At 61.0% G+C, this 13,116-nt stretch carries 11 protein-coding genes; 8 read left to right on the top strand and 3 right to left on the bottom strand.

What is annotated here, in order from left to right; translation table 11 throughout:
* The first annotated feature begins 9 nt into the window (after positions 1 to 9).
* The 4 genes from K226_RS0102060 to K226_RS19395 all read left to right on the top strand — a co-directional run bounded on the left by K226_RS0102060 (position 10) and on the right by K226_RS19395 (position 4,564).
* A complete protein-coding gene (locus K226_RS0102060) occupies positions 10 to 1,014 on the top strand; it encodes a GNAT family N-acetyltransferase (RefSeq protein ID WP_024813217.1) in 1,005 nt (334 codons plus the stop codon).
* A 367-nt stretch (positions 1,015 to 1,381) separates the two neighbouring features.
* Positions 1,382 to 2,107 carry a PEP-CTERM/exosortase system-associated acyltransferase gene (locus tag K226_RS19400; RefSeq protein WP_081739310.1) on the top strand — a complete coding sequence of 242 codons (726 nt, stop codon included), beginning with the start codon at positions 1,382 to 1,384 and terminating at the stop codon, positions 2,105 to 2,107.
* Positions 2,108 to 2,113: 6 nt separating this feature from the next.
* Complete coding sequence (locus K226_RS0102045) at positions 2,114 to 3,559, top strand: hypothetical protein (protein ID WP_024813214.1); 1,446 nt, start codon at positions 2,114 to 2,116, stop codon at positions 3,557 to 3,559.
* Between the two features lie 198 nt (positions 3,560 to 3,757).
* A complete protein-coding gene (locus K226_RS19395; protein WP_081739309.1) occupies positions 3,758 to 4,564 on the top strand; it encodes a THxN family PEP-CTERM protein in 807 nt (268 codons plus the stop codon).
* A gap of 122 nt (positions 4,565 to 4,686) precedes the next feature.
* On the opposite strand, the gene K226_RS0102030 is transcribed toward K226_RS19395, so the two are convergent.
* From K226_RS0102030 to K226_RS0102020, 3 genes are read right to left on the bottom strand one after another with little or no spacing between them, the layout of a single operon-like run.
* Positions 4,687 to 5,538 (bottom strand): hydrolase 1, exosortase A system-associated, encoded by an 852-nt coding sequence (locus K226_RS0102030; RefSeq protein WP_024813212.1) that lies wholly within the window; start codon positions 5,536 to 5,538, stop codon positions 4,687 to 4,689.
* The gene (locus K226_RS0102025) at positions 5,535 to 6,386 is read right to left on the bottom strand and encodes a hydrolase 2, exosortase A system-associated (RefSeq protein WP_024813211.1); all 852 of its coding nucleotides are present in this window, start codon (positions 6,384 to 6,386) and stop codon (positions 5,535 to 5,537) included. The genes K226_RS0102030 and K226_RS0102025 overlap by 4 nt, the downstream gene beginning before the upstream one ends.
* On the bottom strand, positions 6,383 to 6,643 hold the full coding sequence (locus tag K226_RS0102020) for an acyl carrier protein (RefSeq protein WP_024813210.1): 261 nt from the start codon (positions 6,641 to 6,643) through the stop codon (positions 6,383 to 6,385). The genes K226_RS0102025 and K226_RS0102020 overlap by 4 nt, the downstream gene beginning before the upstream one ends.
* Positions 6,644 to 6,746: 103 nt before the next feature.
* On the opposite strand from K226_RS0102020, the gene K226_RS0102015 reads away from it, so the two are divergent.
* The 4 genes from K226_RS0102015 (at position 6,747) to K226_RS0102000 (ending at position 13,093) form a co-directional block, all read left to right on the top strand.
* Positions 6,747 to 8,399: an acyl-CoA ligase (AMP-forming), exosortase A system-associated gene (locus K226_RS0102015; RefSeq protein WP_051463455.1), complete on the top strand. Its 1,653-nt coding sequence runs from the start codon at positions 6,747 to 6,749 to the stop codon at positions 8,397 to 8,399.
* Positions 8,371 to 9,576, top strand: a complete 1,206-nt coding sequence (locus K226_RS0102010; RefSeq protein ID WP_024813208.1) for a pyridoxal-dependent decarboxylase, exosortase A system-associated — start codon at positions 8,371 to 8,373, stop codon at positions 9,574 to 9,576. Before K226_RS0102015 ends, K226_RS0102010 begins: the two co-directional genes overlap by 29 nt.
* 77 nt (positions 9,577 to 9,653) lie before the next feature.
* The gene (locus K226_RS0102005; protein ID WP_051463454.1) at positions 9,654 to 11,513 is read left to right on the top strand and encodes an O-antigen ligase family protein; all 1,860 of its coding nucleotides are present in this window, start codon (positions 9,654 to 9,656) and stop codon (positions 11,511 to 11,513) included.
* 185 nt (positions 11,514 to 11,698) lie between these two features.
* A complete protein-coding gene (locus K226_RS0102000; protein WP_024813206.1) occupies positions 11,699 to 13,093 on the top strand; it encodes a TIGR03013 family XrtA/PEP-CTERM system glycosyltransferase in 1,395 nt (464 codons plus the stop codon).
* The last annotated feature ends 23 nt before the right edge of the window (positions 13,094 to 13,116 follow it).

Here is a 13,116-nt window from a genome sequence, read left to right as displayed (position 1 = left end):
GTCGGCGGCATGGCTTGCGACGTGTTCGAGACCGAGGCCTGGTTTGCCAACTTGCTGGCCCATGGTTTCGAGCGGCCTCCCCACAAGAACTGGGAGTGGCAGCTGCCAGCCCTGCAGCACGGCCACGCTGCCCATTTGCACTTGATGCAGCAATCGCCCGGCGAGCCGTTGGCAGCCTTGAGCACTTACTACAGCTGCCTCTATGGTCCTGTGGGCTCAGTTGAAGCTATCCGTGATCTCTCGGCCCCGCAGTGGCAGGCGGCGGTTCAGGCGCTGCGACAGCTGGCGGGGGGGGCTGTGCTTCGTCTGCAGCCGCTGGATGCCGACAGTGCGTGGCTGGCCGGGCTGCAAAATGGTCTGCGCGCAGCGGGCTACTGGTCGGATCGGTTTTTCTGTTTCGGTAACTGGTATCAGCCGGTGCCTGACGGCGGGTTTGGCGTGTACTGGCAGCAGCGTCCGTCGGCCCTTCGGCACAGTGTGGAGCGTGGGCGACGCCGACTGGACCACGCTGGGGCCTGGCGCATCGAGATCCACACGGGCGACGCAGCCGGCCTGGATGGCGCATTGGCCGCATACCAGACGGTCTACGCCCAAAGCTGGAAGCAGCCTGAGCCTTGCCCGGGCTTCATGACGGGGCTCGTGCACACCGCGGCGCACGAAGGCTGGCTGCGCCTGGGGGTGTTGTGGCTGGGAGAGCAGCCGCTGGCTGCGCAGGTCTGGCTTGTGCATGGCGGCAAGGCCAATATCTACAAGCTGGCTTATGTGAAGGGGCAAGACCGCTTGTCGCCTGGTTCCATACTCACAGCGGCACTGATGGAGCACGTCATGGACGTGGACGGGGTGCAAGAAGTCGACTTTCTTAGCGGCGACGACGCCTACAAGCGCGACTGGATGGCCCAGCGCCGCGAGCGTGTGGGGCTGGTGGCGTTCGACCAGCGGCATTGGCGTGGCTGGTTGGCAGGGGGGCTGCATCTTTTGGGGCGTTGGCGCAGGCTCTGGCACTCAGCTGGGTGAGTCATTTTCACGAAGGCACGATGCCCACCAAAAAGTTTGCAGCGCTCAATGATGAGGCCTCTTATTCCACGTGAACAGGCATTGCGCAGATCGATGTGTTGCCAATTTGCACTTCTTGGCAGCAATGTGGTAACGAAACGAAAACGTTATGCGGAGGAAGTTCTCAAGGCTGCACGAGGGGTTGTTTTGTGCTGTCTTCGTTCACTAAGTGTTACGGATCGACCGTTAACTTAAACGATCATCGAAAAACAACCATCTTCAAAGTGGTTTTCATCCTCTGCAGGCATGCGTGACCCCCTTCATGGGCCATCTTCTGTCGCCAATGAGGCACGCCTTAGCCCACGCACTACACGCATGATCGTCTCGCATGAATGCCGTTTTACACCCACACCAAGAGTTCTCTGCCCACTTCTCGGGCCGTGAGGTGTTGCCCCATCACGATGGCCCCTTGTTTCATTCCGTACAAGAATTGCGCTACCAAGTGTACTGCGAGGAATGTGGCTTTCTGAAGCCAGAAGAGTGCTTCAACCGACGTGAAAGTGATGAGCATGACAGCAACTCTGCTCACTTTGCTGCGCTGAACCGCAGCGTCGAACTGGCGGGGTATGTACGCTTGGTTCTTCCCGACGCGATCCAGACTTTTCCGTTTCACAACCACTGCGTCATCCTTTTTGATGGCGTGGTCTTGCCCCCTGCTTCGCACTCGGCCGAGATCAGTCGGCTGATGGTGCGTAAAGACTACCGGCGCCGACATGGCGAGCAACCCCCGAGTGGGGCTTCGACTGACAAGGCGGAGCACGCAAATGGCCATGAAATGCGCAACCCCTCCCCGCAAATTTTGCTGACCCTGTATCGCGAAATGTATGCCTACAGTCTGCAAAACGGGATTCGTTATTGGTACGCTGCTATGGAACGCTCCCTGGCGCGGATACTGACGCGGATGAATTTTGGTTTCCAGCAAATCGGGCCCGCCACCGACTACTATGGCCCCGTGGCTCCTTACGTGGCAGACCTGCGAGTACTTGAGAACCAGCTTGACCAGAGTAATCCGGCCTTGCTGGCCTGGATGCGCAGCGCGAGTGCATTGACCTGAGCGCCGATGGGGCTGCTCTCGCTTCTGCCTTCGGGCGCAGTGCGTGCGCTGCGCAAGTTCATGTTGAGTCAGGGCCGGCGCATGGGCAGCCATCGCATGCTGGCCATCTCAAAAAGCCGTGCAATTCACGCCATCAGGGACGCCGCCAGGATCAGCCCGGCATACAGAACCTTGCTGCAGGAGCACGGGGTCAATCCGGCCCAACTCGGACCGCAGACCGACTGGAATCGCCTGCCGGTTCTGTCCAAAGCCAACACTTTTGAGCGTTTTACGCTGGCGCAACTCTCACGGCCAATGCCTGCCAACGCGCTGGCCGATGTGCTCACCAGTTCCGGCCGAAGTGGTCGCAGTTACGGGTTTCGTCTAACGGCCCGCAAAGAGCACGAAGAAGCCTGGTTTTCTATCGATCTGGGTCTTCAGGATGTCTTTGGCGTGGACGAAAAGCCCACGCTGCTCGTCAACTGTCTGCCTATGGGGGTGGTGTTCCACTCCAGGGCGGTGGCTGTGGCCAATGTCAGTGTGCGCGAGGACATGGCTTGCTCCATCTTGCGCGACGTGGGACCGGGTTTTCAGCAAACCGTGCTGTGCACCGATCCCTTGTTCATTCGCAGGTTGCTGGACGAAGCCCGCAGGGCGGGCGTGGACTGGCGCGCGCTGAATACCAGCGTGATCGTGGGCGAAGAAGTGCTGGTCGAAGCACAGCGCGACTACATTGCCGCCCGCATGGGCATTGACATTGATCGTGATCCCCGCCGCATCGTGGGCAGCTCCTTCGGGGTGGGCGAGCTGGGGCTGAACCTGCTTTTTGAAACGCGCGAAACCATTCGCATGCGCCGCGCCATGCGCACCCAGTTGGCGCTGGCGCAGCTGCTCTGCGGTTCGGCGGCGGTGTTGTACGCCATGCCCTCCGTTTTTTGCTACAACCCGCTGCGCACCCACATCGAAGTTCTGAATCCAGATGCGAACGGCTTCGGCGAACTATGCATCACCATGCTCGACAGCCACGCCGTCATTGCGCTGCCGCGCTACGCCACGGGCGATCTTGGCAGGCTCGTCAGCCCCCATGAAACTGCCCAGGCGGCAGCCATGGCCGGCACCGCTTCCCCTTGGCTACCGCTGGTGGCTGTTCAGGGGCGCATCAAAGACCGCCCGGCAGGCCTGCCTTCTGTAGAAAGCATTAAAGAGTTGCTTTACCTGGACCATGCCATCGCCGACCAGTTGAGCGGCGCTTTTCGCCTTGCAAAAAACGCTACGGGTGGCATCCAGCTGTCGCTGCAGGCCAACCAGGCTGGCGTAGTCACGCCGACGCTGCGCGCACAGCTTATGGATCACTGCACCCGTCATGGGTTTGCAGAACTGGAAGTGGAACTGGTTGAGCCCGAAGATTTTCCGTGGCGGCCCCTGTTGGACTTTGAGCGAAAGTTTGCTTACGTGACCGCAGCCACCGATTGAGCGTCGGGTTTTTTTACGCCATCGACATGGCGAATCGGCAATTTCCAAAAAAGTCTTTATTTTTCAACCACTTGGAGTGTTTTGAATGGTTGGCACGGCACGTGCTTACAGGGATAGCGAGGCGGTTTGAAGCGTCAACAACCGGGTTCTTCCCGGCGACCAGACAGCCTCTTACGCCAACCCTTATCAGGAGTCACCATGAAACACCTCACCAAAACCCTGCTGGCCGCAGGTGCGTTGGCAGTCAGCGCACTTTCCCATGCGGCCCCTGTCATCAACTGGGATGTCACAGCCTCAGGCACTTGGACTGCCTTTACATCCAGTGCCGGTGCGGGCGCTGGCGTCCAAAATCCTGATCCTTTGACATTACAGTGGGGAACGTCCACCGGTAGCGGTCAAAGCTCGCTGGTGATCAACAATCCCGCCCCGGCCACGACAAATATTCCGACATGGTACGGGGGTGGCACTCCTCCTGCCGGTTACATCGCCCCAAGCATTGCACTGACACACTCGAACAACCCCATCACCGGAAGAACGTTGACGAGTGCGGTGTTGACGGCTGTTGTGACGCTGAAGCCAACGAACCCCTCTGGCCCCGATTTGCCTCTGCCAGACATCGACTACGCCATCCGGTTCACTGAAACGCCGAACTCCACTCCTTGCGCAGCCACAAGTCCTCCGGGAGTTCCATGCAACGACATCTTTGTGCTGGTTGATGGCTTTCTCAATGAGTCCTTCGACTATGACGGTCAGACGTACTTCGTGAATGCCTTCCCTACCTCGGGCGGCAATCTGAGCACTCTGTCCAATAGCGCTTGCGCTGCCGCAGGTGCCCCCAATGGCTGCTTTGGCTTCACCACGGTGGAAGGGCAAAATACCCGTCTGGCTTTCGGTCTCACCATTTCGTCGGAGCGCCTCGAGGTTCCAGAACCTGGATCGCTGGCTCTGATTGGCCTGGCATTGGCGGGCCTGGGATTTGTAAGCCGTCGGCGCTCGGCCTCCTGATGGGTTGACGTAGGCACCACCGTCCAGCGGCGGTACCTGGAAATTAGAAGGGGGCTCGCTTCGGCGCAGCCCCCTTTTCTTTGTCTCTTGGTGCACGCGCAACCGCCGCGTGCGGTGATGGTTCAGCGATGAAGATCGTTCAGCCAGGCAAGTACCACGGCTTGCACCTCGTGTTGCGCCGAGGTACTGGAAAAGGTGTGGTCTGCGCCGTGCACCCAGTGTTGGGTAACGCCAGGGCGTGAGAGCAAGCCGCGCCAGGCAGGGTGCGTTTTTGCATGTTCCACGAACTCCTGTGCCGTCAGGTCTCGCTCACTCAATATAAGCATCATTTTGCATTCAAACGCTTGCCAGCCGAGCGCCATTAGCTCCTGAAATGTGAGTGTTTTAGGTGGATTTTGCCGCATGGTGCGCAGGTTGCTCCCCAGGCTGCGCAATGCCCGCCAGCCTACGCCACCGGCTGCCAGCTTGCGCCAGAAATCGGGTTCCATGAGACGCTGTCGGTAATAGTGCTTGACCTGTGCGCGGGCCAGTCCGGCGTCGGAACGTACCCAGGGGTTGAGCAGCACCATGCCGACCACGCGCGGGTCTTGGTGTGCTTTCATATAAAGCAGGCTCGCCGATGCTCCGTCGCACAAGCCCCAGAGCACGACCTTGTCCACTTTTGAATGCTGGCCATGCAAGGCGTCGATGGCGGCGGCGATGTGGGGGGCTGAATCTTCGAATGCCACAGGAGCGCCCGGGCTGTCACCCATGCCAGGGAAGTCAAAGCGCAGCACGGGGTAGCCCGCTGCAGCGAGAAAGCGGGCCATTTGTACAAACTGCCTGTGGCTGCCCACCCGGTATTGGGCGCCGCCCACGACAATCACAACCCCTGTGTTTTGCTGCGGTGCAACCGGAGCGGGCAGGCTGACGATGCCCAGCATGTCCTGCGCCTTTGGCCCGGGGATGACCAGAGGGTGCTCGTGGATACTCATGGTGGTGCTGCTTGCGTGGCTGGTCTGGTGAGCGCGCTGAGGGTGGCCTGCACGAGGGTGGGAGCGTCTTCAGTGGCCACGGTCTGCCAAAAAAGTGGTCCTGTGAGCGCCTGCGCAGACACGGCCCAGCCGGCTGTGCGCCAAACGGCGAGCTGCTTTTCTGAGGCCGGGCTGAGCACGGACTCTGCCTGGGCCGCCAACTCCAACCAGACAAGTTGCCCGGGGGTGCGCCGTGGTGGCTGGAGCCCGGCCGCAGCCAGGCCCCGCGCCAGCGCCGGGCTCAGGGTGAAGCCGGCAACGTCCACGGGCTGGCCGTTGTCCAGCAAATGCGCTGGCGTCGGCCCGTTGCCCTTGCCAGTGCCCAGCCACTGGCCTGCAGTGTGCAGGCGCAAAAACTGTTGCAGCTGCTGCTGTCCGTTGATGGCGGGCTGCCACAGCAAAAAATGACACGCTTCATTCAGCTCGTTCGCCAGCGCTGTGGCAAGCAGGGCGCCTGCGCGCATGCCCCACAGCCAAAGTGGCCCGCCGGCGTGTTCTCGCAACCAGCGGTGTGCATGGTGCGCATCCTGCAGCCACGCTTCCCAGGTGGCGTCGGAAAAGCGGCCTTCGCTGTCACCACACCCCGAAAGATCCATTTGCAGCACGCCGTAGCCGGCCTGTGCCAGCGCCCGCGCCTGTTGTGCGACCACGCGCCGCGTGCAGTTGAGCTCTTCGGCAAAAGGGTGCAAGTACAGCACGCAACCCCGGAGTTCATCGCCTTGCGGAGGGTGGAACAGGCAAAAGCACTGCCCGTTGCCGGTTGGCAGGAAGAATGCATCCGGCAAGGGGGACGGCCCGAGAAGACTCATTTGTCTTGCCGGGCCAGTGTCTGCTCCACCAAATCGCTCAGGCTGCCCACGGTGGCGAAGACCGAGCCACTGAGGTCATCGTCACTGAAGGTGATGCCAAAGTGGTTTTCCAGACCGGTGAGGAGGGCCAGTACGGCCATGGAGTCGAGTTCGGGCAGGGCGCCGAGCAGTGCGGTTTCGCGCGTGAAAGCAGCAGCGCGCCCTTGCAGGCGGAGTGCGCCGTCGAGTACGTGAAGGACTTGTTCGGTCAGGTTCATGGCGAATGCTTGTATAGGGCGGATGTGTCGATGGATTCTAGGACTGTGGCGCGTGCGTGCGGCACGCTGCCAGGATGCGTGGCAATGACTTACCATCCGCAACATGCCCCAAGCGCCAGATTTCAACAGGGGAGTTCCCCCCGTTTTGCTGCACGAGCTACCGGCCCGGGCCGCCGCCTGCTGGCCTGGTCACCTGGCCTTGACGGTGGACGGGCGGCATTGGTCGTATGCCGACCTGCAGCCGCAGATGGAGCGCTGTGCGGCGGGCCTGCTGTCTTTGGGATTGGAGCGCGGCGCACGTGTGGCGGTGTACCTCGAAAAGCGGGTGGAAACCGTGGTGGCCAGCTTTGCGGCGCCTGCCGCGGGTGGCGTGCTGGTGCCCATAAATCCACTGCTCAAGGCGGCGCAGGTAGCGCACATATTGCAAGACGCACAAGCACAGGTGCTGGTGACATCCGCAGCGCGGCTGGCGGCGTTGGCACCGGTGCTGGTGGCCTGCTCCGAGCTGCGGCATGTGGTGTTGTGTGATGGGAGAGCACAGCCCACTCCCTCCGGTTGGCCGGACCACTTGGTCTTGCGCGTCTGGCCCGATGTGTTGGACAGTCAGTCTGCCGCGTTGCCCGCCTTGCTGGATACCGATGTGGCGGTGATTTTTTACACCTCCGGCAGCACGGGTCAGCCCAAGGGAGTGGTGTTGTCGCACCGAAATCTGGTGGCCGGGGCTACCAGCGTGGCGGGCTACCTGCACAACCGTGCCGATGACACTTTGCTGGCCGTGTTGCCGCTGTCGTTCGATGCCGGATTCAGCCAGCTCACCACGGCTTTCCTGGTGGGCGCCCGTGTGGTGCTGCTCAACTACCTTTTACCGCGTGATGTGCTGCAGGCCATGGTGCGCGAGCGGGTTACGGGCCTGACCGCCGTGCCCCCGCTGTACATGCAACTGGCTGCACTGGACTGGCCGGCCGGTGCCGCGCAACATCTGCGCTATTGGGCCAACACCGGCGGGCGCATGCCCGGGGCCACGCTACAGCGCTTGCGAGATCTGGCGCCTGCGGCCTTGCCCTTTCTGATGTACGGACTGACCGAGGCGTTCCGTTCAACCTATCTGCCGCCTGAAGAAGTGGATCGGCGACCCGATTCGATAGGGCGCGCGATACCGAACGCCGAGGTGCGCGTGCTGCGCGACGACGGCAGTGAATGTGCAGTCGATGAACCCGGCGAGCTCGTGCATCGCGGCCCATTGGTGGCTTTGGGGTACTGGCGGCGGCCCGAAGAAACCGCGAACCGATTCAAGCCCTGGCCGCCGGCCTTGCTGCCCGCAGGTGGCGACTGGCGGGCGCCCGAGCGCGCGGTGTACTCGGGCGACACGGTGCGCCGCGATGCCGATGGGTTCTTGTATTTTGTGGGTCGGCGCGACGAAATGATCAAGACATCGGGCTACCGCGTCAGTCCGACTGAAGTGGAAGAGGTGCTGTACGCCAGCGGCCTGGTCGCCGAGGCGCTGGTGCATGCGGTGCCGGATGAGGCGCTGGGCAGCGCCATCTGTGCGGCGCTGCTGGCTTCGCCCGCCGCTAGCGGCCAGGCCGATGAAGACAGTGCAGCCCTTCTGGCGCATTGCCGAGAACACCTGCCGGCGTTCATGCTGCCCAAAATACTGAACTGGGTGAGCCAGCCGCTGCCGCGCAGCCCCAATGGCAAGCTGGACCGTCAACGCTGGATAAAAGAATATGGATCGATTCGACACATCCCGCGATGAACTGCAGGTCGGCGGTCTGCCGCTTTCCATGCTGGCTGAGCGGGTCGGCCAGACGCCGTTCTACGCTTACGACCGTGCCCTGATCGCTGCGCGCATCCATGCAGTGCGCCAGGTGCTGCCGCAAGGCGTGCACCTGCACTACGCCATCAAGGCCAATCCCATGCCGGCGCTGGTGGGCTTTTTGTGCCCGCTGGTCGATGGCATGGATGTGGCCTCGGCCGGCGAACTCAAGCTGGCGCTCGACGCCGGCGCGGATGTCCGGTCCATCGGTTTTGCCGGGCCGGGCAAACGCGAGGCCGAGTTGCGCCAGGCCGTAGCCTCGGGGGTGCTGCTGCATGTGGAGTCGGCGCGCGAGCTGCGGGCATTGGCCGATGCCGCGCATGCACTGGGGCGGCCAGCGCGCGTGGCACTGCGCATCAATCCAGACTTTGAGTTGCGTGGCGCAGGCATGCACATGGGTGGCGGGCCCAAGCCCTTCGGAATCGACGCCGAACAAGTGCCCGACTTGTTGCGCAGCATGGCGCAGCATGGTTTGGTGTTTGAAGGCTTTCATGTTTACCCGGGCTCGCAGAACCTGCGTGGTGAAGTCATTGCAGAGAGCCTGCGCCGATCGCTCGACCTGGTGTTGCGCCTGGCGCAGGATGCCCCCGCGCCTGTGCGCCTTGTCAACCTGGGGGGCGGCTGGGGCATACCGTATTTTCCGGGTGAGCGGGCTCTGGATCTGGCTCCCGTTGCCAGTGTCCTGGCGGAGGTGCAGATGGATCTGGAGCGAGCGTTGCCCGCGGCGCGGCTGGTGCTGGAGTTGGGGCGTTACCTGGTCGGCGAGGCGGGCATTTATGTGGCGCGGGTGATCGACCGCAAGGTGTCGCGTGGACAGGTGTTCCTGGTGACCGACGGTGGCATGCACCATCATCTGGCCGCCTCGGGAAATTTTGGTCAGGTAATCCGGCGCAACTACCCGGTGGCGATCGGGAGCCGGTTGCAGGCGACCGACCGCGAAACCGCCTGTGTCGTGGGTCCGCTGTGCACGCCGCTGGATGTGCTGGCCGACCGGATGGAGCTGGCAGTGGCGCAGCCGGGCGATCTGGTGGTGGTGTTCCAGTCCGGGGCCTACGGCGCGACGGCCAGTCCGCAGGCGTTTCTGGGGCACCCGCCTTGTCCCGAAGTGCTGGTGTAAACGCAAGCAGTCGGGTGTCCGCCGCTGTCCTTACGGGCGTGGCGGGTTTGTGTGGTCTTTTATTTGCGGCGACCGCATTGGCTGCTGCTCTGCAGCACCCGGTGGCTCCGGCCCTTGCCGTGTTGATGCTGGTGGGCGTAGCGGCCTGGGCCATACGGCGGCCTGCTGATCTGTGGTTCATGCTGCCGACCGTGCTGCCCGTGGCCAATTTCACCCCCTGGACGGGCTGGTGGTTGGTGGACGAATCGGACCTCTTGATGCTCGCTGCCATGGGCGGCGCCTACCTGCGCTGGGGGCTTGATGCGTGGAACAAGCCGGCGGTGGCGTTGGGACGGACGCCGCGCAGCATGCAGTGGGTTTACGTGGTGCTGCCGCCGTTGCTGCTGATAGGCGTGTGGCGCGGGTTGGACGATGCGCGTGCTGCCACACCCTGGGCCGCGATGCTGGCGGACCTGTGGGCCCAAGGGGTTTACGGAGACTACGATTTGCCTGGCAACACGCTGCGGGTGGCCAAGAGCATGGTGTGGGGGCTGGTGCTGATGCCCGTGCTGTACCGGTATGGACAAGCTGCGCCTCTGCGGCTGGCGCGCGGCATGGTCGTCGGGCTTTTTCTGGTGTGCGCCGCCGTGTTCTGGGAGCGCGGCATTTACGTGGGCGCGCTGGATTTCAGTGACCGCACCCGAATCACCGCCTGGTTCTGGGAAATGCATGTCGGCGGCGGAGCCATAGACGTTTACCTGGCGTTGGCGTTACCGTTCGCATGGTGGGCGGCATGGACCGCGCGGCATGGCTGGCGCTGGTGTGCGGCGGGGGCGCTGATGCTGCTGTCGATCTATGCGGTGCTCATGACGTATTCGCGCGGCGTTTATCTGTCTGTGGCGCTCGCCTTGATTGCGCTGGTCACGTTGGCACACAGATACCGATTGGTTGCGCCCGATAGTTCTGTATGGCACCGGCGTGCCATGGCGTTCCTGGCGGTTGCGTTGGTGGCTGAAGCGCTGGGCGTTCTGGTGGGTGGCACCTTTATGCCGGATCGCCTGGGCCGATCGAATAAGGATCTTTACCAGCGCTTCGAACATTGGGAGCGCGGTGTTGACTTGTTGAAGACGCCAAGCCAGTGGGTCCTTGGGCTGGGTGTGGGGAGGTTGCCTGCGCACTACAGCACACAGACCTCTGAGGGTGGGCTGCCGGGCCAGGTGCGCTGGGTCCGCAGTGCCGAAGGCAGCCCCCAGGCGTTGATTTCGGGACCGGCTCAACCTGGCGTCAAGGGCAAACTGGCGCTTACCCAGCGCGTGGCTCTGGCCCCCGGTGGTGCCTACCGAGTCCGCTTGCGAGGGTACGTGCAGGCGCCTGCTCGCCTGTGGGTTCAGTTGTGTGAGCAGCATCTGCTGTATGCCTTCGAGTGCCAGGAGCAAACGCCCCTTGTGCTTGCGTCAAGCGATGCCGTGGGCGGCTGGATGGAGCTGCAACTGCACGGCCCCGCTTTTGCGTCGACCGGTATCCGCTCTGCCTGGAGAGAGGGTGTGCTGTCGATCGCGGTGCTGCAAGCGAAGACGCGTGTGCGCCTGGATGCGGTGGAGCTGATTGATCCACAGGGTCGGCAGGTGCTCAAGAATTCAGCTTTTGCGCTAGGGCCGCGCCACTGGAGCAGCATCGCTTATGCGAACTTCCTGCCCTGGCATATGGACAACCTGTACCTCGAGTTGTTGATAGAACGCGGTTTGCTTGGTTTGGCGGCATTAGCAGCCCTGGCTGTATGGGCGCTGGCAATGGCCTCTCAAGGCGTTGCACGCCAAAACCCCCTGGCCTTGATCGTGGGAATCGCTATATCGGCCACCCTTCTGATTGGCGTGGTAATAAGTGTTATTGAAATTTCACGTGTATCCACTATGCTGTGGCTGTTGCTTGTCGTATCGCCATTGATCCGCGAGAGCTAGCGGGGTGAATGCGGATGGGGTTTGGTTTGCGGGTATTTGCCCCCTGCGAAGCACGCTGTCAAGCAAATTTTTACCGAACCAGGGTTGCTTCTTGGTTAAACATTTGGTTTCATAAATTTCCAGATGTGGGTAATTTTTGATCCGTATTTTTTGCGTCCTAGAACGGACACGGCAGGAAGCAATTAATGATCAAGATTTCCAGTCATTATTTTCACCGACGGACCATTTTGCAGATCATGGTTTATTCGGTCCTGATTGTTGGCACGTTGATTGTTTCGTTGACGATGCAGGCCGGAGCAGGCATGTTCAATCTCTCGGCGATCATTGCGGGTGTCATTCGAGGGGCCTTGATGGCCGTCGGAATTCTCACAGTGAATTTTTCCCTTGGTTTGTACGAGCACCCCAGCAAGTTGACGGTTGGCCAGATCCGGGCCCGGGCAGTGTTGTCGTTTCTTTTTTCCATGGCCATTGCCAGCGGCATTTTGTTCCTCTTGCCCCTTCAGTCCCCGTACCAGAATGAGCAGGCACTGATTGCCTTGCTGATTATTGTCAGTGGCATGTTGATTATTCGATTGTTTGGCGGGAATATATTCCCTGCTTCCTACACGCGCCAGCGCATTCTGGTTTTTGGCACCGGAGCGCGTGCAGGTGTGGTTGGCCAGTCTTTGCAGGAAAACGACCCCGGTATCGAATTGGTGGGGTATTTTTCGAGTTCAAACGAAAAAGAGCCTGCCGTTTCTGCATTGAAAATTATTTCTGATGGTCAAACGCTGACCGATGCAGTGAATAAGCACCGTGTGGAAAAAATTGTGGTGGCGCTGAGTGAGCGGCGAGGCGGTAGCATGCCGATGCGTGAATTGCTCGATTGCAAGGTCAATGGCATTCAGGTCATCGACATCGCAACGCATTTCGAACAGTTTCTGGGGCAAATCCATCTGGAAGCCGTGTCAGCTGGTTGGCTGATTTTTGGAGATGGATTCAAACAGGGGCTTGTACGGTCTATTGTCAAATGGATCTTTGACATGGTTGGAGCAAGTTTATTGTTGTTGATTGCATCTCCCGTGATGCTTGTTACCGCGCTCTTGATTTTTATTGAAGATGGTGGTCCTGTTCTTTATCGTCAAGCGCGCGTCGGCCGCAATGGTCGGATTTTCAATGTGATCAAGTTCCGCAGCATGCGCAAGGACGCGGAGAAAGACGGTACACCCCGCTGGGCCAGTGCCGGAGATGCGCGGGTTACGCGCATTGGAAAAATCATCCGCAAAATGCGCATCGACGAACTGCCCCAGCTGTTTTGCGTACTCAAGGGGGACATGAGCCTTGTGGGGCCTCGGCCAGAGCGGCCCTATTTTGTGGACCGGCTCACGCTCGAGATTCCCTACTACGCCTTGCGGCACGGCATCAAGCCGGGATTGACTGGATGGGCCCAGGTGCGTTACCACTATGGCGCGTCCATCAAAGACACAGAGCACAAGTTGCAATACGACCTTTACTACGTCAAAAACCATTCATGGTTTCTTGACTTGGTCATCCTGTTTGAAACGGTGGGCGTAGTCCTGACCGGCAAAGGTGCTCAGTAACACGGGTCCGCCCGCACCTCGCC

The organism is Acidovorax sp. JHL-3 (assembly GCF_000526295.1).
Classification (GTDB): Bacteria; Pseudomonadota; Gammaproteobacteria; order Burkholderiales; family Burkholderiaceae_C; genus Acidovorax; species Acidovorax defluvii.
Note: the sequence above shows the minus strand (reverse complement) of the source record. Positions and strands in the feature narration are given on the sequence as shown.